This is a genomic window from Marinomonas transparens, assembly GCF_016463975.1.
In the GTDB taxonomy this organism is placed as follows: domain Bacteria; phylum Pseudomonadota; class Gammaproteobacteria; order Pseudomonadales; family Marinomonadaceae; genus Marinomonas; species Marinomonas transparens.
In genome coordinates, this window is the sequence record NZ_JAEMNX010000019.1 from 55,424 (window position 1) to 76,989 (window position 21,566).

Below are 21,566 nucleotides of genomic sequence, written 5' to 3' on the forward strand. Positions count from 1 at the left end.
AGGAAACGTCGAACATAAAGAAGGGCCAAACGGCCCTTCTCATACGTCATCTAACACTGAACACTTAATCTGTAATAACCCGATAGCAAGGTTCATAAACACTACCTGGTAACTTCATCCTCTGCTGAACGACAAACGCCTGTAGTAGCGCATCTAATTTTGCCAGCAAGGCTTTATCGCCATGAATTTCAAACGGTCCGTGCTCTTTAATATAAGCCACACCTTGTGCTTTTACATTGCCTGCCACAATCGAAGAAAAGGCCCGACGTAGATCCGCCGCCAACAAATGCGTATCTTGATCAAAATGCAAATTAAGCTCTCGCACTTTTTCATGGGTTGGCTCAAAGGTATGTTGAAATTCTTCTGGAATAAACAACTTCCAGTTGTAATAAAACGCATCATGATGAGCCTTACGATACTGACGCACCTCTTCCATACCTAACTTCATCACTCGCGCCACTTCTACCTCATCGTCAATAATAATGCGGTACTTGTTCTGCGCTTCTTTGCCCAATACATCGCCAAGAAAGGCGTGAATTTGCTCAAAGTAATCAGCACTTCCTTTTGGCCCAGTGAAAACCAATGGAAATGGCACACCAGCATTTTTAGGATGTAATAGAATACCCAAAATATAAAGAATCTCTTCCGCCGTTCCTGCACCGCCTGGAAACACCACAATACCATGTCCTGCACGAACAAAAGCCTCAAGACGCTTTTCAATATCTGGCATAATAACCAATTGATTCACAATAGGGTTTGGCGACTCTGCGGCAATAATACCCGGCTCGGTCAAACCAAGATAAACACCATTTTTTACCCGTTGTTTAGCATGGGCAATAGCCGCCCCCTTCATCGGCCCCTTCATGGCTCCCGGACCACACCCAGTACAAATATTCAATTCGCGTAAGCCCAATTCATGACCTACCCGCTTAGTGTAATCGTATTCATGACGAGCAATAGAATGCCCGCCCCAACAAACGATCATATCTGGGTGCTGTATGCGACGAAATACATTGGCATTACGCAATAATTCAAACACCACATTGGTCAGTTTATCTGAACTGGCGTTTTCTAAGCCACGGGCAAGAATGTATTCATGATAAGTAAAAATAATATCTCGTAATACACTAAACAACATCTCCCGCACACTGCTGATCATCTTTCCATCAACAAAAGCACTGCCCGGCGCATTTTTTAACTGTAACTTGACGCCACGTTCTTGCTGTACGATTCGGATTTCAAAATCATTAAACTCTTCCATCACGGCTTGCGGATCATCAGAATCACTGCCGCAGTTTAAAATCGCTAAAGCGCAACGATGGAACAATTCGTGTAGGGAGCCAGAATCTTCTGACATACGAGAAATCTCATCTTGCGATAACATTTCTAACGAACCTTTTGGTGCGACTAACGCATCAACGCGATCTTCATACTGCATAATCGCTCTCCTTTTCTCATTATTTAATTGTCGTTAACTAATACTGGTCATGGACGCCACTTTTAGCAAGTTTCAACCATGAACAAAAAAAGAATAGATGGATTCAAATCAATTATTTAGAAGGCTCTTTAGAACGCAGTGCCTGATAATAATGCGACTTCATTTCAATTAGGCGACTGTAGGTACGACGAAATTCAAACAGTAACGCCCCGTTCAAATACAAAGTACCCAAGGGCACATCGGCATTCAATAAAAGCACGACCTGATGGTCATAACATTCATCTACTAAGCTAATAAAACGTCGTACCGAATCATCATTAATACTAAGCGAAACCATGCGTTCACCAGTCTGACCAGAACCTATAGCACCATCTTCCGTACCTCGTGCTTTAATCTGCTCAAATGGCTCACTACTCAGTTCCGGAATTCCCGTCACCATAATATAAGGGTAGTGTTGTGCTAGCTCGATATAATCCAACGCTGACCTCGGCCCATCGCACAAATCATAAAAATCAAACCACGCCAGATTACCTGATGACTGAATCACATTGATAGAACGATGACACACAGACAAAGCCTGTTGAGACACAGCACCTTTTGAATATTGATCAAATAGCATCGCCATATCCCGCTCATCTTGCACAAAATAAATTGTACTAAACCCCGCATGACGAAGCCTATGGTCTGCTTCACCACTAAGATGAATACTAACCAGACGATTCTGTAGCAAAGCAATCGAAGGCTGAAAACGCACTTTTTCTAACTGGTCTTGAAAGAGATTCTCAATCGCAATATTAGAGGTTGCCACCAAAACCACCCCTTCCTCAAATAAGGCTTCGGTCAAACCACCTAACAACATAGCATCTGCTATATCTGCAACAAAAAACTCATCAAAACATAACACCTGACATTCTGATGCTAAGCGTTTCGCAATGGCTTTTAATGGATTTTTCAGCCCAAATGCCAGATTCAATTCCTGGTGCAAGCGCGACATAAAATGATGGAAGTGAAGCCTCAAACTCAGCTCTTTTGGTAAACTCTCGTGAAACAAGTCCATCAAAAAAGTTTTCCCTCGGCCTACATCCCCCCACATATACAAGCCTTTGACTTGACCCCTAGCCTTTCTTCTCTCTCCCCTTTTTATAAGCTGATCATAAATACGCTCCAACTCAAGCAAAGCAGATTGCTGATACTCATCATAGGTCACAAGGTGTTCGTTTAATCGAGTTTGATAAAGTTGCAAAGGTGATGGCATAACGAAAACAGCTACCTATTTATAAAAAGCCAATTTGAAGTGCTTTAAAGCCAAGGCAAGGAATTTAAACAGTCTCAGCACGAAGACGCGCGACAGGACGCTCATCGATTACAAAATGAATCAGCGCCGTAAGCCAAGCAATTATGCACGCTGCCCACCAAACAACATCGTAAGAGCCAGTTACATCATATAAATATCCACCTAACCAAACGCCACTAAAAGACCCCAGTTGATGGCCTAAAAACACAATGCCATATAATAGCCCCATATAACGCAGACCAAACATTTGCGCGACTAAACCAGAGGTCGGAGGTACAGTTGCCAACCACAATAATCCCGTCGCTATTGAAAAAATGTACACAGACCAAGTCGTCATTGGAAAGATCATAAACGCGGCAATGACCAACGCTCTCAAGGCATAAATCACCGCCAGCAACTTCTTCTTCGAATAGGTTCCAGCCCAAGAGCCCGACAACAAACAGCCAAGAATATTAAACAGTCCAATCAACACTAAACTGACCACCGCAACATCCGCTGAAAAGCCCTGATCAGACAAAAACGACGGCATATGAACGGTAACAAAAGCCAACTGAAAACCGCAGACAAAAAAGCCTATTACCAAAAACCAATAATGTGAGTGCCCTTTCGCTTCCCGTAACGCTTCCCCCATTGTCTGAGCCACTTCCTGTACGACAGTGCTATTTCCACCTTTCTCTTGACGAAAAGGCCCCGCCAATAACACCATCATCAAGGCACACAATGCCATTAATATGAGTGCATCACTCCAACCATAGGCCGCAATAAAACTTTGAGCGACAGGAATAACCAGTAACTGTCCAGCCGACCCAGCCGCGCTGCCTAAACCTAACGCGAGAGAGCGCCTTTCCGGTGTGACCATACGCGCCATAGCAGGCAGTACCACACCGAAGCCAGTTCCCGCAATGCCCATCCCCATCAAGACACCCGCCCCCATATTGAGACCCAACGCCCCATCAGCTGTAGCAGTTACGTACAAACCAAGTGCATATAATGCCGCGCCAATCAAAAGTGTTTTCAGCGTTCCATAGCGATCAGAAAATGCACCAGCAATCGGCTGAAACAACCCCCAACATAAGTTCTGTAATGCTATAGCAAAGGCAAATACTTCACGCTGATAACCGAACTCCTGTGAAATAGGTACCATGAAAAAGCCCATCGAAGAACGTAGACCAAAATTCAACGCCAATAATAGACAAATAAGAACAACTGAAAGACTGAGTAATTTCACCGGACGTGACATGAAGGTTTTCCTAGAAACAACAAGAGATATTGTTTTATATTATTCATGACGTGTTGATAAGTCGAGTAAGACTTAGGCATAAAAAAACGCCCAAGAAAACACTTCAAAGGCGTTTTAATAAGCTAAAAGGTAGCTAAACTAAGGAACCAAAGGCCGGTAAAGCCCTACAACTCTATCTTTGAAAGTCAGCGTTTTAACCAGTGCTTGTAACTTTTCCTGCGTTAACCCAGAAGCCAGCTCGCCCATTTCATTTAAATATCTTGCGTCACCATAAAGCGTTTCACTCAATACGAGACGGTGCGCCAAGGTGGCATCAAAGGCATTTTTTAAACGGGTTTGCTCGACATCCACAAAGGCATCATGAACTTCATTGGCCCAATCTTCGGTCACCATATTAGATAATTCGGATAACGCCCTCTTGGTCATCGCGGCCAAATCGCCTAATCGAGTAGGAGAGCTCGAATATTGAATTGTTAACTCAGCACGACCTGTGTCCTTGTTGTGTTCCAACCCCACTCTGACACTATAGACCCCCTGTACTTCACCACGAAGACGCTGCTTCAATTGCGCTTCCAACCGCTCTCCCAAATACGTCAATTGAAGCGCAGCAATGGGCGACCAAGGCATAGATTGATACGCATACAATCGATATTCCGCTTTCGGTTCATTATTCAGAGCTAAGTCGAGAGTAGATTCACCAGCAAGCTGTAGGAAGGGAGTAACGCCATTGGCTTCACTTTGATTTACCAACGTTCGTGGAATGCTCGCAAGATAAGTAGAGGATAAATCTATTATTTCCGCCTCAGGTAAACGAGACACCACAAAATAGTGAACTGGTAAGCCCACTTGTTTCTGTCGAGTTTTCTCAAGTTTTGCAAGGGATAATGACGTCAATATCGGCATGGTTGGTGTCATACTAGTATCACCAAAACGCGTTTTGGCTAAGCGCTTATAGAACACCTCGCTCGGACGAACCGCGGTAACCTGAGCGCCTCTTTTTAAGCTTGCCATAACGCTATCGTAAACATCAGTGTCAATTTTCGGCATCACCTGATTAACCCAATAAACCCCCAACAGTTTCTCTAGTGCGCCATCATCAATCACACCTCGATAAGCAAGGCTTTGCGCCTTTTGCTTAGCAGATAAAAACACGCCATTAGTACGCCGCCATTTCTGGAACTCATCATCTGTCCAGCCATAAACCCCTGTGGCTTCAGACATTTGCAAGGCGATCTGCTCCGCCCATGTCGAGCCAAGCTGCACATGATAGCCTGCGGCCGAAATCGCTGTGAAATGGCTCTTTGCATCGCCCTCAACCCTATCAATGCCATAACGTTCAGCTAATACCCTAGGATCAAGCAAGGTTAACTTATCACCATTTGACAACGACCAACGGGATAAACCTAATGTTGCCTGCCTTGATAAAAGCGCCACAGAACCGTTTTTATCAACAGAGGGCAAAGTTTTTTCAGCCACTTGCGGCGCTGTCTCCAATGGCGCTAAATCATCCGCTCGCATCTCGTCAAAAATAGATTCAATGGCGCTAATCGAGCCAACCTCTATCTCTTTTCCTGCCACTGCTTGACTATATAAAATCCGATCTTTCGCCGCTAACCACTTGCGCAGGCGAGCATTAACATCTTCTAAGGTAATCGTTTTTAGCACCCGCAACACTCGATCATTGCTTTGCTCTGGGTCATACAATATTTTGTCTGAGGTAACCGCCTCCACCATCTTCAAGGACCAGATAGTTCCTCTACTTTTCGCAGCAGCTTTATTGCTCTCTGCTTTATCTTCAACCTCTTTATAAATTTGATCAAAATCTTGCTGTAAAAAACCATGCGTTTCAATACGTACCAGCTCTTGGATAAGCGACTCTAACCCTAAAGCATGAAAACCTTCATCCACATTCACCGAAAAACCTAAAATGGCAACATTAGGAGACACCGTTCCTTTGGTACTTGATAACGCACGAACATGCTTAGGCAAGACCTCCCGCTGGCGACGAATTTGTTGCGTTAACAGACTTCGCGCCATGTAACCTATCAAACCACCGCGCCTTCCCTCATCGGTATTGGTGGTTTCACTTGGAAAACGATATAACAACGCCACTCGGTTTATTTTACTGCCCGCATCCTTCAATTGACCTATTTTTAACGATTCATCTAGGATAGGGTCTTTGGGGTGTCGTTTTGGTAAAGTTCGAGAGGGCTCAGCGCCAAAAATAGCTTTAATTTGCGCTTCTAATGCGTTTGTATCCACGGGGGCAAACATAACTAACGCCATGTTATTTGGCGCGTACCAATCGTTATAAAAGATTTGTAACTGTTCCGCTGGTGTCTGTTGTATAGACGCTTGAGTGCCAATCACAGGACGTTCTGGGTACAAGGAACCGACCCGTAGCAGAGCTTTTTTATTTTCATTAATGCGCGAGCGATGGCTTAACTTACCACGCCATTCTTCCTGAATGATTAAACGCTCTTTGTCTAAAGAGGCAGCTTTGATCTGAGCATGAAATGCAATCTGCTGATAAATATCCAGTATGCTAGTTAAACGATCTGGCGTGGTATCTCTCAGATTCACCATATAGCGTGTGTTTTCGCTGTTCGTCATAGCATTGAAATCACGACCCTGCTTAAAGCCCATATCGGTAAAGGCTTTGCGCACCCCATTCGGCAACCCCGCACTTTCATGGAACACCATATGCTCCACCATGTGCGCGACCCCCAATTGATTTTCTTCTTCATCAATAGCACCTGAAAGCACCACCAAATTCGCCAGAGTTAATCCTTTAGGGGCGTCTTTTTCTTGTCGTGAATCAAAAAGATAATAACGAAAGCCATTATCCAAGGTGCCATGAACAATGCGTTTATCCCAACCTAGTACACCACTATCAGCTTGCGCTGACAAAGAAAACAAAAACACACAGACTAGGCCAATAGAATTAAACCAGTTGCGATAAAAATACGTAAATACAATCATAAGGAATCACTAAATAAAAATGCAGGCGCTCTAGCGAACACCTGCATACAAGATAGAAAAGGGAGTAAGAAAATCGCTTGTTAGAAACGCATACCGACGTCTAAGCTAAATGAACGCCCAAGGGTGTATGAAAACGTTCCCGAACTAGTGGATTTATCAATATAATCATCAAATACGTTATCTACTGATATTTTTATATAGCCATCGATATCTTTAAACAACGAAGGTGTCCATGTAACTGCCGTATCTAGGGTAATCAGAGTATCAAAATCCAAGTCCTCGTATACATCATAGGTACCCGTTAAATCAGTATAGTTTTCTTGAGTATCTTGGGCAATTTTGCCACCTGAATCAACATTAATCGCGTTGTCCCAAACCAGGTTCCAGCTTGGAATTTGAGTTTCCGTACTAAAGAACACACTAAAAGGAATATTAAAATCCCAACGAGGCAGTTGAGACTCATAAATGACATCACCTTTATAATAAATTTCATCAGAACTTACTTCATCTTCATAAGCAACATCGCTAAGAGAGTTCGATTCGCTCTTTTGATGGCTGACCATAAACTCTAAATGTGTCAGCGTAGACCCTAAAGTAATAGGTTCACGTGTTTCTAGTTTTAATGAAACCGTATCGGTTGAGCTACGACCGTCATTAGAGTAGTAATCCAATCCGTCCTCGGTCTTATCACGAGAAACCTGATCGCGGGTTTCACGATTGACGTATTTAAGAGTTGCATCCATTACTCCCAGCCTTTGCTTGACGATAAATGACAACTCATCAGAATAAGGCGTGTCTAGATCATAATCGTAAAAAGAATTATCGGTATAAGTGGTTTCTCGATTCAGAGTACTATCCGTATTATAGCGGTACATAGAACGCCATGAACGCAAAGTACTGTTCACTTCATAACGGAAAAAATCACGTCCATAATATCGACTCGTTCCAGCAATTGCTTGGGTACCTTGATCACCAAAAACATCCCACATCATAGAGGTTCGAGGTGATAAATCAGTATTTTCTAAGGTGGAGCCGTAATCAACTCGAGCCCCAAAATTATAGGCCCAATTACCTATACTTATTGTATCTTCAAGGTATGCAGCGACAGAATGGCTTTCTTTTTCAAATTTATTAGCCTCGATAATACTGTAAACTCTCAGATATTCATCACCGTAATCAATCACCCCATCGCTGTTGTTATCAGCGCACCCGCTGTTAATACATTGATAGTTTTCATTCACAATGTCGCCATCAACTTGGTAAAATTGCTTTTTATAACCTAACTCAATACCAGTGTGCAAAACATGTCGATAATCGCCGACATTAAAGGCATTTTGCACCCAATCCAACTTAAATTCTGAACGGTTCTGCTGCTGATTTATATCACCATAACCGCCTGAATAGGGCCAATTACCATTATAATAATCGACATAATGATAAGTATAGGTAGAGTCATCAGAATCTAACGCGTCTTTTGCTTGGTCATAGGAAAGTTTCGCTATCAAGGTGCCCAATGGCGCCTTATACGTTGACTTAGCCACAATTCCTGCTGCTTGATGAAGTTTAACAAAGGAAGAATCGTAAGATGCATTAGTAATTCCATCATGATAACGATTAGCGTAAAGCATCGAAACAGTAAGATGAAGGTCTTGGTTTGCGTCGTAATCAAAACGCGCATTCATATTATCAATAGTATCGTCATAAGCTTTACCCTGCTTGCCATAGATGCTACTACCAATATTCTTCACATAGCTTTGATCAAAATTTGATCTACCTCGTGAAGCCGTAAAGGTCATACCAAGCTTGTCAGTAATACCCTGAGCGCCCGTTATTGTATACCTTTGCTTAAGAAAGTTTGGTGTGTACTCTCCCTCAATAGAGTCACCATCATTCATCTCCTCTACCAAGGAGTCATCCACATGCATCTGGTCCCATTCATCTCTCGAAATACCATACTTAAAGGATAAATAGTCTTCACCGTCATAACGCTTTAACTCGGATTCAATGACCCCCCCAAGAAAACCACCAAATTCAACCGGTATGTTGGAGTCATAGACAGTCACAGAACCCAGTGCTTCGGGGTCAACATAATAACTTTGAGATGAACTGCCTGAGAGCATGCTTAAATTCGTAGGCGAAATTGGATTAGAATAAGTGTCCTCAGAATCACCAGGGTTTAAATCATTATTGGCCGACATTCCGTCGATAATAAATGAATTTTGATAATGTGATTGACCATTAATAGATACTTCATCTGGACGCATACTAGCGCTATTGGCAGAAGAGCTGGCAGAACGGCTATAACGCACAGAACCATTCCCTTTTAACAGATCCGTTAGGTTTGATGTATCACCTGCCATGCTTTCAATTTCGCTCGCACTTATGACATTTTTTCCTAACGTTGTGATTTCTCTATCAGCTCTTACCAATAAAGGCGACATGGTAATACCATCTTCACTTTTGGTGACAATATTAGCGTCAATCAAGACAATGCTATTACCATCGCCTTTTTTATAAGACAAGCCTGTGCCAGCAAGGAGTAAGTCCAATGCTTGCGCGGTGGAATACTCGCCTTCAAAGCCAAGTGTGCGTTTACCAGAAAGTAACTCTCCACTACCACCTAAAAACATCCCCGACATGGCAGCAAAAGAATTCACGGCTTGCGCCAAGGAACCGGCTGGAATTTTATAATAATGGCTAGTCACAGCGGCCGACTCTGCATAGACGATAGGGGTCGTTAAGCCGCCGGCAAAAGCGATGCTCGCCGCCAGTAACGTTAAGGTACTACGACGTTTAATAAGCCGTATTGAAGCATTAGATGACATAAGAAGATTCCGTAATAATAATGGTTCTTACTACTATTACCGAGTGAGGGGTAGAAAAAGGGACATAAAAAAATACTTTTTTATTTTTTAATTCTAATTGAGACCTTTGCACGAAGTCGCGAGCAAAGCCAAGACGAGGCAAAAATAGACGAAAAGGCGGAGTTTATGGGTTATAAATGAGCACTTTGAGTCTATTTTTAACAATGTATTGGAGCGCACAGTAGTCGTGCAAAGGTCTCTAATTAAGCCGCAGAGATGCTCGTCCACCAAGGTAAAAGGCGCTTAATTCGAATAGGAAAAGCATTTTCCAGCATGTCGAATACTAGGCTTGCATCCTGTGCTGGATAAGTGCCAATTACCCGTAGCGAAGCAATGCTAGGGTCAAGGTTAATGTAGCCATGACGATAGCGCCCGACTTCGGCCACAAAATCGGATAGTGTCATGTCATCTACGACCAATAGGCCTCTTGTCCAAGATTCATGAATCGCCGAAACCGAGGTTATCTTATCCACCAAGGTGTCGTTAAAAACCACCTGCTCTCCCGCTCGAACCTCAATCACTTGATGAGATGCTAACGGAGCAAGTGATATCGCGCCCTCATAAACGGCCAAAATCGCCTGTTGATTTGCAAGATGCCGCACGCAAAAGCGAGAATTTAACCCTGTGGATGTCAATATCGCCTGCTCACAAGCAATGCTAAAGAGGCGGGAATCAGACTCGCCATTGACGGCCAAAAAAGCCTCGCCTTCGAGTAAAGAAAGCTGCCGAAGAGTCGAGGTGTAAGTACGGTTCATTGCGCTATTGGTATTGAGCCACACTTTAGAACCATCATCTAACTCAAACTGGCTGACTTCACCAGTCATGGTATGGAAATCAGCAGACCAAGCCGTCACCATGGATGGAAGCGGTGTTTGCTGCCATCCCAACCAGCCTAAAGACGCTATTCCAGCCATGCCCATCACCCCTTTCATCAATTGACGACGACTGACTTCTCTAGTCTGACTACTTGATAAAACGTGCGCTGCGGATCGATGCACATTTTGTCCCTGAAAAGCAGAAAACATCGCCCCCACGGATTCAACCTGCTGCCATGCTTTACGATGCTCCGCATCGGCTTCAAGCCATTGTCGCCAAGCTTCACGCTCAGCCGCTGAGGCCGACTCATCAGATAAAACAGCAAACCACTCTGAAGCCGTTTCTAAATGAATAAAATGCGAGGGTTTAGAGGATGCCATAAAATAAAAGTCTATTGATCAGATTGCAGTAAAACGCATTGCAACATAGCCTGTGCCATATAGCGTTTAACCATGCGTTCAGACACCGACAAACGTTCGGCAATATCTCGGTACGTTAAACCGTGTACTTGCGACAAAATAAGGGTATTCGCTACTTTTTTGGGAAGCTTAGCGATCATCTCGTCTAATTCACAAAGTAGCTCTATCATTGAAGCAGAATGTTCAGCAGAGGGAACATATTCTTCTTCCCTATGGGCCAAAGACTCCAGCCAAGCTTGCTCAACTTGCTTTCTACGCCAATGGTCAATGTACAAACCTTTAGCAATCGTGCTGAGAAAAGCCCTTGCCTCTCCTATCTTAAAAACCGAGCTTGGCTTCTTGAGTAAGCGAACAAATGTATCTTGAGTCAAGTCTGCCGCTAACTCATCACAACCTAACTTTCTACGAATCCATCCTGTTAACCATTGGTGATGCTCCACATATAAATCACCAACTTCCTGCGTTACTCGCCGTTCAGGATTCATCGGTCGAAAATACCCCGTATCATCTATAGAGTTTGAAGAACGGACAAAATAACTCAAATGATAATCAATATCAACAAATAAGCTAATAACATACGACGTAATATTCATTAGCTTACAAGGACCCTCATAAAGTAGTGAAGGCACCGCCTTTGGCGATGGCTTTTTGATAAGCAGGCTGCGCTTCAACCTGCCTAATAAAACGTGCAATATTAGGAAAATCTGACAAGTCCAGACGTGTACTAGATGCTTGCAGTGGAAAACTCATTTGAATATCGGCTGCAGTTAACGCATCACTTACAAACCAAGTATGTTCACCAAGTGTTTTTTCAATAAAACTCAGCTGGGGCTTGATGCGCGGCATGATAAATCTTTCTTGAACCTTATCGGTTAAGGCTTTAGCAATCGGTTTAATAAAGAAAGGCATTGGGTTCTTTGGCACCTTCATCATCACTAGCTTCATCACTAATAACGGCATCAAAGAACCTTCAGAAAAATGCAACCAGTAACGATAATCTAGTAAGTCTTGACCCTCGCTTGGTCTTAACCTTTTTTCTGTATCATATTGATCTAAAAGATATTCAATAATGGCGCCCGATTCAGCAATAGTTAAATCACCATCCGTAATCACTGGCGATTTTCCTAATGGATGAACCTTTTTCATAGATTCTGGAGCCGCCACCGTTTCAGGGTCACGCTTATACTCGACAATCTCATAATCCAACCCAAGCTCTTCTAATAACCATAAAACACGCTGAGACCGAGAATTTTCTAAATGATGTACGGTAATCATATTGTCTCCTTACTGTCTGGTTTGGATATAATGTAAGCGGAAAAGCATCTTAATGCTTTATACCATAAGCCAGGAAACAAAAAGTAATAAATGACACAGCCGATAGCAATTTCCTAAGGAAGAAGCCTTCTTGCCCCAGCAATTACTCTTAGATCGCCCTAATAGCCTACATTCATGTAGACACTCTAAAACTGGGGCTGAGTAGTCTTATTTACACCTTCTCTGTCTATGGGTTCCATAGACGATGATAGCGCTGATTGCTTATTAATAACTCTTGATGCTTACCACTGGCACATAGTTCACCGTTTTCCAACATAACAACTTGGTCGGCGTCGCGCACTAGGCTTTCCCGATGGGCGATCATAATGAGGGTTTTGTCTTTTTTCAGTTCCTGTAGCAGTGCGAGGATGTGGGTTTCATTTTTCACATCCAGTGCCGAGCTTATTTCATCCAACAACAGTATTTTTGCATCTAACAATAATGCTCTTGCCAAGGACAAACGCTGCCTTTCTCCACCGGATAATAGGTTACCCGACTCCCCTAAATGGGTATGGTAGCCCTGCGGTAGTCGGCGAATAAAGTCGTCGCACTGGGCCTGACGACAGGCCTTAAAAACGGCATCTTCCGTTAAGCCATCTTTCATCATGAGTAGGTTGTTCATCACGGTGTCGTCAAACAATTGTACGTCTTGACTGATTAACGCCAGTTGGCTGTATAAGCCGTGGTCGCTAAATTGTTCTAGTGATGTATGGTCTAGGAAAATCTGTCCACTTTGGACAGGCCAGAGACGGGCTAATACATGCAATAAGGTGGTTTTACCCGCCCCTGATGGGCCGACGATGGCGGTTAAGGTGCCTTTTTTAGCTGTGAAATGAATATTATTAAGTTGTTGTTTGGTGGATTTTTCATAAGAAAAGTTAAGCTTGTTGACGCTGACCGTCCCAAATAAGGGAGATTCTGTGGTGCCAATTGGACAGGTGGCCACTGTCAGTAGGTCTTTTATTTTGATCAGGGCATGCTTCATAAAGCGAGATTCAGCCATGCCAATGGACAGTTGGCCGAGCGAGGAATACAAACGCACCGACGCGATTAAAAACACTGCAAAGGTTGTCAGTGACAATGTACTGTCAAAGTAGATGTTCAGACTCGCCCATAGAAACACTGCAAAACCTGCCTCAGGCAACACCATAAACACAAGAGGAATCAGACCCACTCTGGCTTCATGTTTTAATGACAGGGCTTGTGTTTCTCGTATCTGTTTTTCCAATAGGTTCAGCTGTTCGCGCCCCTTGCCTGACAGTTTTTGCTCACGAATACCACACACCCAATCCATGCTGTCGTTATGGGTTTGCTTCATGGAGTCTAGCATGGCAACCGACATTTGATCCGCTCCTTGCTTTAGGAACACCTGCAAGACAAAGGCGATGGGAAGCCCTGTGAGTAAGCAAAGTGCTAAACGCCAATCTAACCAGAAAAAGCCAAGGGTCATCGCCACCATAATGGTGAGGCAAATGATCAGTTGCGAGAGAAAATGCCCAAAAATGGTTTCTGCAAAGGCTACGCCCTTGTTCATCACCTGGCTAATGTCGCCCGTATTATGTTGATAAAAGAAGCCCATCGGCACACGAAACAAATGCGCCGCGAGACGTGTGCGGAGTTTGCCGCAACTGGCGTAAGACATGTAGGTGGTTCTCACCATACTTTGCTGAGTAACACAAATTCTTATCAGTAAAACCAATACCATGAATAGCAAAAGTTGGCCTAGCAACAGCAAGTCGACACTTGGCTGAATTAACGCCTCAATGACCAGCAGCAATAAAGCATAAGGCAGGCAAATACAAAGCCCTTCCACAACGCATAATGCACCACATAACAGCCATTCTGTTTTTTGAAAAATAGGCAACTCACGTAGTGTACTAAGCATGCGGTGCTCCTTTATGAGTGCTCTTATTTTGCAACCCACTACTGTGACTCAATGCCTGTAGTTCTTGATAAACATCGCAGTGCTGTTGTAGCCATTCATGCGTGCCTGTCGCCACAACGTCACCTAGCTCCATGACGACAATACGATCAGCAAAGGCCGCTGACTCAAGACGATGAGTCACGTAAACCATGGTTTTTTCCGTTAGTGCCTCAAATAGGTTATTCAGAATATTGCGCTCTGTGATGGGGTCAAAAAAACGGGTTGCTTCGTCAAAAAAATACACATTTGCGGGTTTTATCAAGGCTCTGGCGATGGTAATACGTTGCTGCTCTCCTCCACTTAATCGGGTATGTTGCCCAGACAATAAAAAATCTAAGCCCCCTTCTTTTTCACTGACAAACTGCCGAGCCTCAGCCCTTTCTAAGGCTTCCCAAATATCCTTGTCTGCAACCGTCAATCCCATTGTGATGTTGTCTCGAATCGATTGGTTAAAAAGGTAGTTGCTTTGCATTACACACCCAATGTGTTGATACAAATCATCCGAGTCATAGTCGAAGAGATGACAGTCGTTATACTTCACCTGACCAGAAAGCGGTGGGTTGAATCCCGCCATCAATTGAATCAACGTACTTTTTCCAGAGCCAGATGCCCCCACAATGGCGATTTTCTCACCCGCTTCGATGGATAAAGACACCTTGTTTAACGCAGGAATATCACGTTCAGGAAACTGGTAGCTCACATTGTCTAATTGGATGGCTGGGGTTTGGCGAGGCCATTTTTTTGTGCCGAAGGTCAGTTCTTCGGCCAGCTGAACTTGCTCTATACGCTGTACACCCTCAAAGATATGGTTCAATAACCCAGAAAACATCAGCAAGTTGTAAAAGGGTTCCATCAGGGTTAACCCCAGCATCATTAATACAACAAATTCCGCTAAGTTTATTCCACCCTCTATCGTTAAATAGGCCGCCACGGGCAGCAGTAAGATAAAGCTAAAATCCAACGCGACCTTAAAAAAGGCAAAGGGTTTACTGGCCTGCCGAGTCCAGTCATCCACCACCTTCACATAATTGTTGATGCTGTTATTCAGCTTTTTTAACCCTGTACCAGAACGTGACAACATGCGCAGTACTGACACGCCCTGTATCAATTCCGACGCTTGCACGTTCATATCCACCAAGGCTTTTTGATAATTCTTCACCTTGCCACTGTAGCCACGAAACATAATCGCTTGGGTCAGTAAGGCTACTGGCAAAGGCAGTAAGGCAATAATCGCCAGCGGCCAAGAAAAGTAGAATAATACAAACGCCGTCAGAATAGGCGTAATAACGGCGGTAAACACATCGTTCAAATGGTGAGAAATGAATAATTCGATCTTGCCGATGTCTTCATCCATCACGCGGCGTAAATCCGCACTGTGGGCTTGGCTAAAAAACGTCATGGGAAGAAACAACAGCTTACGTGATACCTCGACTTTTAAGTCGGCAGCCAATGCGAAGGCCGCGGCATGGGATAACAACACCGCGCCAAATAGCAGCAAGTAACGCACCACCATGGCCACGACACACACAACGAGCCAATTTATCGCCTCTGGTAACGTTAAACTGCCTGTGACCATGCCCTCTACGATGAGATAAATCATGATCGGAGCAATGAGCCCAGTAATGACTTTTAAGAGGGTAAAAAGCAATGCCAGTGACAATCGACAATATTCACTTTTGCTTGCCCTAAGCAACCATTTAAGGCTGTGTATCGCATTCGCTTGCATAGCCTTTCCCCTACTGCACAACGGCTGAACAGTTACTTTCTTCTAAGCTCTTGTGCTTATGAAATATCACCACTAGCAAGGCTAGAATGATAAACGCAAGGGCAATAGAGAAATGCGCTAGGTATCCAAACTCTGCAATAATAAAGCCCGCTATAACGGCGGTTATAATCGCAATCAATACATCAGCTGATTGCAATACACTAAAATCAACACCTGACTGATCACCTTTAGCGTTATTCATCATTAGGGTATAAAGCGCCACAAATTTTGCAGCGGTTATCATTGATGAGGCAATAAACAACGCGAGTAACGGTATTTTTATGCTGCTCAGGCCATGAACATCTGCCGCTAATAATACAAAACCGAGAAAACAGAAAAATTCGAAGAACATCAGCAGAGGTAAACTTCGCCAAGCTCCCACTTTACGAACTAAAACGCCGCCAAGTAACACCCCAAGAATAGAGGCTGGCGCCCCGCCACCTGCGGCCAAAAGACCAATGTCGGACAATTGAATATTCTGATCCACCATGAAAGGCATCATCATAGACAAGACCAGTCGTGTGCCAATTTGAGTGATACAGACAATCAACAGAGTATTTCTTACCAAAGGATTGCGAAAAGCACGGCCAATAGATGGCATGGAAGGTGACGCCATTGAATCCGTGTTGGTTTCTTTAGCTGGCTCTATTTCTGTACCAGACGCACTAGGATAACGTAATAACATCAGCGGTAATGCCATACACACAATACAGGCGGCCACACCACAAAGCGCAATGCGCCAGCCAAAGATGTCCACCAAATAGATGAATGCACCGCCACCAATCATGGCACCAATATAAGAGCCACCGACCTGTACGACATTGCCCAGACTGTGGTTTTTATGGGACAGCTGATCAATAGCAAAACCATCACTGGTAATATCCACCACTGTTGCAATGAGTGCCATCAGTAACAGGCAAGCCAACATCATTTCCCATGCACTTTGTGGTGGAAAAAATGTCATCAATAGCAGAGAGAAAGCCAATAAAAAATTGCCTGTCAAAGCGAGCTTGCTGTGATTAACAAAGCCGATGCCTTTTTTACGATAACGCTCTACTGGAGGAGCCCATAACACTTTTAGCACCCAAGGCAGCATCATCACATACAATGCACTGATGCCAACCGTCGAGACACCTTCAGCGCGCAATATGGCAGGTAAGCCTTGAAAGGTGAACATGCCTATCGTGCTCTGAATAATATAAGAGCCTAACAATGTGCTTAATAACAAAGGTAAGCCTAAAGCAACGCGGTTTTTTGCGGCGTTTTCTAGGGTTGTCGGTGAGGAGCCATTAGCTGACATAGATTAAAACTCCATACTCAAATCAACCCCTAGCGTTCGGCCATCAGCGTAATTACTTAATACATTTGCTCCTTGCGTGAAGCGGTAAGAGACGTATTCTTTGTCCGTTAGATTTTTACCATAAAACTTAATATCTAATGCATTCCAATGGTATGTGACAAATGCATCCAATAATGAGTAAGCATCTTGTAGCAAGGTATTACTCTCATTGAAGTAGGTTTTTGAGTAGTAGCTGGCATTTGCGCCAAACGTGACCGACTGTTCTGGTAGATCATATACAAAGCCTGCAATTAAGGTCGTGTCGGGGGCATAAGGCACGTTATTACCTGATAGGTTCAAGCTTCCGTTGTTCTTAAAGCGAGACTGACCAAGGGTCGCTCCAGCGTTTAACGTAAAATCAGACGTCACGGAATAATCTAAATTGATCTCGATGCCCTTACTTTCTGTTTTGCCAAAATTGCTAATGATTTGAGAGCCGATAGGACCATTGTATAGTTGGGTATCAGAAAGCTGTATCCAATACAGGGCCGCTTCAACAAACAAACGACTGTCGGCACATTCACAGCGCCAGCCCAATTCAACATTATCGGATTTTTCAGCATCGAACCCCTTAGCATCATCAGCACTGACAACGGTGTAATTAAATCCACCCGGACGGTAACCACGAGTATAGGACGCATACAAACGATTATTGTCATTCATTTGCCAACCAATGGCGGCCTTTGGTGAGACAAGCGTTTCACTTGCATCTTTAGAGAATGCAGCAATACTGCCATAACCAAAAGAAGGGGCATAACCGGTACGTCCACCATAATTTATGCTGGCATCTTCATTAGATATTCTCAGCCCCGCAGTAAAATCAATATCGTCGGCAAGAGGAATTTGCGCCTCACCAAACAGCGCTAATGTCTCTTTTTTGATTTCATTTAGAGACGCGGTGTAATAAGGCATGAAGCCATGATTATTCAAGTTATAAGTGTTTTCTTTATAATTTAGCCCCACAACAGAAGAAACACCGTTAGCATATACACTGCTTAAACGTACCTCTTGATTAAAGCTATCTTGATCTTCATCCCATGTTCCGCCGACGTAGGTACGGTCCATAGTGCGATCTTGATAAGACGTTACGCTCGTCAGTACGCCGGCATCCAGCTCATAATCAGCACTTAAAGAATAGGTATTTACCTTTCTTTCCATGATAGGAATAGCGCTAGCGGTTTGCCCAGCCTTATAGTCTGCTTCGCTTAAATACCATTCTTCGTGGGTTTCAAGATCATCATGGCCCGCTGCAAACGTCAGTTCTAAAGGCGAGGAGTTTGAAAGGTAATGCAGGCGCACTTGGCCCGATAGCGTTTCTGAGTCATTTGCATCACTGGTTCTTTCAGTACCAGAAACATAGTCAATATCGCCATCTTCATTAAATTTGCGTAGGTTTATGTCCGCAAATAATTCATCACTTAATTGACTTGCGTGCGACAGGCTAAGGCCACTTTCATTATTCGCTAATGTTGCCGAAACCTTACTGCCCTCACCGTCTTTACGCGTCACTATATTGATAATGCCACCCTGAGCATTACCACCGTATAGTGTTCCTTGAGGTCCTCGTAACAACTCTACATAGTCGACATTAATAAGTTCCTGAGTCATAAAAGCACTGTCTTGAGGAACGCCATCTACATAAATCTGTACGGAAGGTGAATAGAAATCGGGAGAGCTGATACCGCGTATAGTGGCACTTGAGTACGCACGATTCCCGCGAGTACGGATCAATAAACCCGGAAACACTTTTTCAAGGTCTTGTACCTGGGTCACCTTGGCGTTCTCAAGCTCTTCTGCTGTTTTAATGGTGACCGCACTATCAATTTGATCCGCCGCCACAGAACGTTTGCTTGCATTAACAACCAGCGCTCCTAAAACATTCGTTGTTTGATCGGCAACCTCCACAGCGTGTGCATTAGATAAAGAAAGCGCTAACGTTGCAGCACTAACAAGTGAAACATTCTTATAATTTGACATAACAACATCCTCGTAAGTATTAACAGGATTATGCCAAGGGGAGTTGTGTAAAAACCGACGCTATACGGATTTTAAAAAGCACATTTGGGATTTTTCGATATCAGAGTAAAGCACCAACTCACTTATGATTCTGAAAAATAACGGATGTATTATCGATATCGACCAATAAAAGCCACGTCTATATCGAACCTTGCATTTACATTCAGCAGACCATAAAATCGAGAATGATTCTTATTTGATCTTTTATTATTATATTTAAATAACCATAGGGAATTTGGTGAATTGTATTAAGGAACCTAGATCTAATTTTCACAGAGCATAGACGATATGAATGTCCCAACACCTACCAGTCCCCGTTCAAAGAGGCGGCTTAGTGATGATGCTAATTACACTATTGATCCGTCCTTTGATAAATTCCAATGCCGCTCTGAGCAAGTCAGTGATTTTCTTCTAATAAGAAGAATGAACTGCCGTCTAGAGGAAAACCTCTGTGGTTACGTCGAAGGGACAGGCGTCACCTGCATGTCGATTTTTATTAATGCACATGGCTCATTAGAATTTGATTCACAACATCGTTTAGCCATAGAACCCAATACCATCATGATTACCCAAGGTTCCTTTTGCGCTTTTGAATTACGCATGGGAACCCAGTTAAATTTGCTAGAGTTTTTATTTGATACTCGTGTTCTATTACAGCAAGGCTTTGATTTATTTAAAGCAGAAAGTGATGTCTTTGCGGGTCGCATTAGCAAAGACAATTCCATATCGGTTTCTAAAACACTGTCCCCTCACTCAATTGAGCTCGTCAACAGTATTATTCAATGTAAAACAGAGGACATAACGGGCAAGTTACGGCTGCAAGCCAAAGCACTGGAACTACTGTCTGAAAATATGCGCAGCAATAACACGCCAAAGAAAGCTCGAATAATAGAAAGCATTGATCAAAGCAAGATTACTAAAGCAACAGAAATTATTGAACAAAGTTATAACGAGCCGTTAACCATTAAGGCCTTATCGAAAGCGGTAGGGTTAAATGAAAAGAAACTCAAGGATGGTTTCCGCGAAATACTCGGTACTACCGTTCATAATTATATTGAAAACGTTCGTTTGCATACGGCACGAAATCTACTCGAAGAGGGTAAAAAGATCACCGAGACCGCACTTGAAGTTGGTTATGCAAGCCCAAGCCACTTTGCCAAGCGCTTCCAAAAAAACTTTGGCCAAACCCCTAAAAGCTGGCAAATGACAATGGATGCCATTCATTAAACCCTAATGTCCAGAGTACCTAAATGAACAGACAACGCTTCCCTCTTATTACTCTGATTAAATGATGAAAGAAACCATTCAACTTACTTCGTTAACACCCAATAATGAGCTATCTCCCTTCATTGAAAGCTTTTGGGCGATCATCAACCCTAGCGATAACAATGAAGAGCTTGCAACGTTTCCAGATGGGGGCATTGATTTATATTTTTTCCATAGCACTGAATACCCTATACACATTTCTCTCGTTGGTTTAGAAACGGATTCTAAATTAGGGATTATGCCTAGCCACTCAATTCTATTTGGGGTTCGCCTAAAATTACTTGCGATAGAATATTTATTACATACCTCTGTTGCTGAAATACTCAATGATCAAATGACACTCAAACAGGGTTATGCGGGTATCAATCAAGAGGATTTTTTGAACTTCAGCGCATTTTGTGAAAAGTTAAGCCATTATTTTAGTTCACAACTCACCACGCCTATCGACCCTCGTAAGAAGGTTATGTCAGAATTGATTTATGCATCTAAAGGAGCCGCTTCTGTTGGCGAAATAGCTCAATCGGCCCATTGGAGTAGCCGACAAATCAATCGCTACTTTAATAAATGGCTTGGCGTACCACTGAAGAGTTACTGTGACATTTTACGCTTTTCTAACAGCTTTGAATCCCTGAAAACAGGCCAGCTATTTCCAGAAGAGGGTTTTAACGATCAGTCACACTACATTAAATTAATTAAAAAATACTCTCACCTGACTCCTAAACAGCTCGCCCAAAACAAAAACGACCGATTTATACAATTATCCTCCATGAAATAGCGCTACCATCCATTCCGTTTTGTATCTGATAACGAATTGTCTTTTTATAGAAGGCCAGCGTGCTTAGTTTTCATCGCACTTATAACAAAACTTTATTTTTGACCGCTGTAAGTT

Annotated in this window: 14 protein-coding genes; 2 read left to right on the forward strand and 12 right to left on the reverse strand. The window is 43.2% G+C overall.

Annotated elements, in window-relative coordinates:
* Window positions 1–64: 64 nt before the first annotated feature.
* The 12 genes from ppnN to I8J31_RS14830 all read right to left on the reverse strand — a co-directional run bounded on the left by ppnN (window position 65) and on the right by I8J31_RS14830 (window position 19,372).
* The gene (gene ppnN, locus I8J31_RS14775) at window positions 65–1,438 is read right to left on the reverse strand and encodes a nucleotide 5'-monophosphate nucleosidase PpnN (protein ID WP_199469349.1); all 1,374 of its coding nucleotides are present in this window, start codon (window positions 1,436–1,438) and stop codon (window positions 65–67) included.
* 112 nt (window positions 1,439–1,550) lie between these two features.
* Window positions 1,551–2,693 carry a cell division protein ZapE gene (gene zapE, locus I8J31_RS14780; protein WP_199469350.1) on the reverse strand — a complete coding sequence of 381 codons (1,143 nt, stop codon included), beginning with the start codon at window positions 2,691–2,693 and terminating at the stop codon, window positions 1,551–1,553.
* 64 nt (window positions 2,694–2,757) lie between these two features.
* On the reverse strand, window positions 2,758–3,972 hold the full coding sequence (locus I8J31_RS14785) for an MFS transporter (RefSeq protein WP_199469351.1): 1,215 nt from the start codon (window positions 3,970–3,972) through the stop codon (window positions 2,758–2,760).
* A gap of 138 nt (window positions 3,973–4,110) precedes the next feature.
* Window positions 4,111–6,954: a M16 family metallopeptidase gene (locus I8J31_RS14790; protein WP_199469352.1), complete on the reverse strand. Its 2,844-nt coding sequence runs from the start codon at window positions 6,952–6,954 to the stop codon at window positions 4,111–4,113.
* A gap of 80 nt (window positions 6,955–7,034) precedes the next feature.
* Entirely contained in the window at window positions 7,035–9,779 is a 2,745-nt protein-coding gene (locus I8J31_RS14795) for a TonB-dependent receptor (protein WP_199469353.1), read from the reverse strand.
* 242 nt (window positions 9,780–10,021) lie between these two features.
* Window positions 10,022–11,014 (reverse strand): DUF4880 domain-containing protein, encoded by a 993-nt coding sequence (locus tag I8J31_RS14800; protein WP_199469354.1) that lies wholly within the window; start codon window positions 11,012–11,014, stop codon window positions 10,022–10,024.
* An 11-nt stretch (window positions 11,015–11,025) separates the two neighbouring features.
* Complete coding sequence (locus tag I8J31_RS14805; protein WP_233402809.1) at window positions 11,026–11,646, reverse strand: sigma-70 family RNA polymerase sigma factor; 621 nt, start codon at window positions 11,644–11,646, stop codon at window positions 11,026–11,028.
* A 16-nt stretch (window positions 11,647–11,662) separates the two neighbouring features.
* Window positions 11,663–12,328 carry a glutathione S-transferase family protein gene (locus I8J31_RS14810; protein WP_199469355.1) on the reverse strand — a complete coding sequence of 222 codons (666 nt, stop codon included), beginning with the start codon at window positions 12,326–12,328 and terminating at the stop codon, window positions 11,663–11,665.
* Window positions 12,329–12,554: 226 nt separating this feature from the next.
* Window positions 12,555–14,252 (reverse strand): ABC transporter ATP-binding protein, encoded by a 1,698-nt coding sequence (locus I8J31_RS14815; RefSeq protein WP_199469356.1) that lies wholly within the window; start codon window positions 14,250–14,252, stop codon window positions 12,555–12,557.
* Window positions 14,245–16,017 carry an ABC transporter ATP-binding protein gene (locus tag I8J31_RS14820; protein WP_199469357.1) on the reverse strand — a complete coding sequence of 591 codons (1,773 nt, stop codon included), beginning with the start codon at window positions 16,015–16,017 and terminating at the stop codon, window positions 14,245–14,247. The genes I8J31_RS14815 and I8J31_RS14820 overlap by 8 nt, the downstream gene beginning before the upstream one ends.
* A 10-nt stretch (window positions 16,018–16,027) precedes the next feature.
* Window positions 16,028–17,356 (reverse strand): MFS transporter, encoded by a 1,329-nt coding sequence (locus I8J31_RS14825; RefSeq protein ID WP_199469358.1) that lies wholly within the window; start codon window positions 17,354–17,356, stop codon window positions 16,028–16,030.
* A 3-nt stretch (window positions 17,357–17,359) separates the two neighbouring features.
* Window positions 17,360–19,372 carry a TonB-dependent receptor gene (locus I8J31_RS14830; protein WP_199469359.1) on the reverse strand — a complete coding sequence of 671 codons (2,013 nt, stop codon included), beginning with the start codon at window positions 19,370–19,372 and terminating at the stop codon, window positions 17,360–17,362.
* A 327-nt stretch (window positions 19,373–19,699) separates the two neighbouring features.
* On the opposite strand from I8J31_RS14830, the gene I8J31_RS14835 reads away from it, so the two are divergent.
* Both I8J31_RS14835 and I8J31_RS14840 read left to right on the forward strand, forming a co-directional pair.
* Complete coding sequence (locus tag I8J31_RS14835) at window positions 19,700–20,638, forward strand: helix-turn-helix transcriptional regulator (protein WP_199469360.1); 939 nt, start codon at window positions 19,700–19,702, stop codon at window positions 20,636–20,638.
* Window positions 20,639–20,702: 64 nt separating this feature from the next.
* The gene (locus I8J31_RS14840; RefSeq protein WP_199469361.1) at window positions 20,703–21,452 is read left to right on the forward strand and encodes a helix-turn-helix domain-containing protein; all 750 of its coding nucleotides are present in this window, start codon (window positions 20,703–20,705) and stop codon (window positions 21,450–21,452) included.
* The last annotated feature ends 114 nt before the right edge of the window (window positions 21,453–21,566 follow it).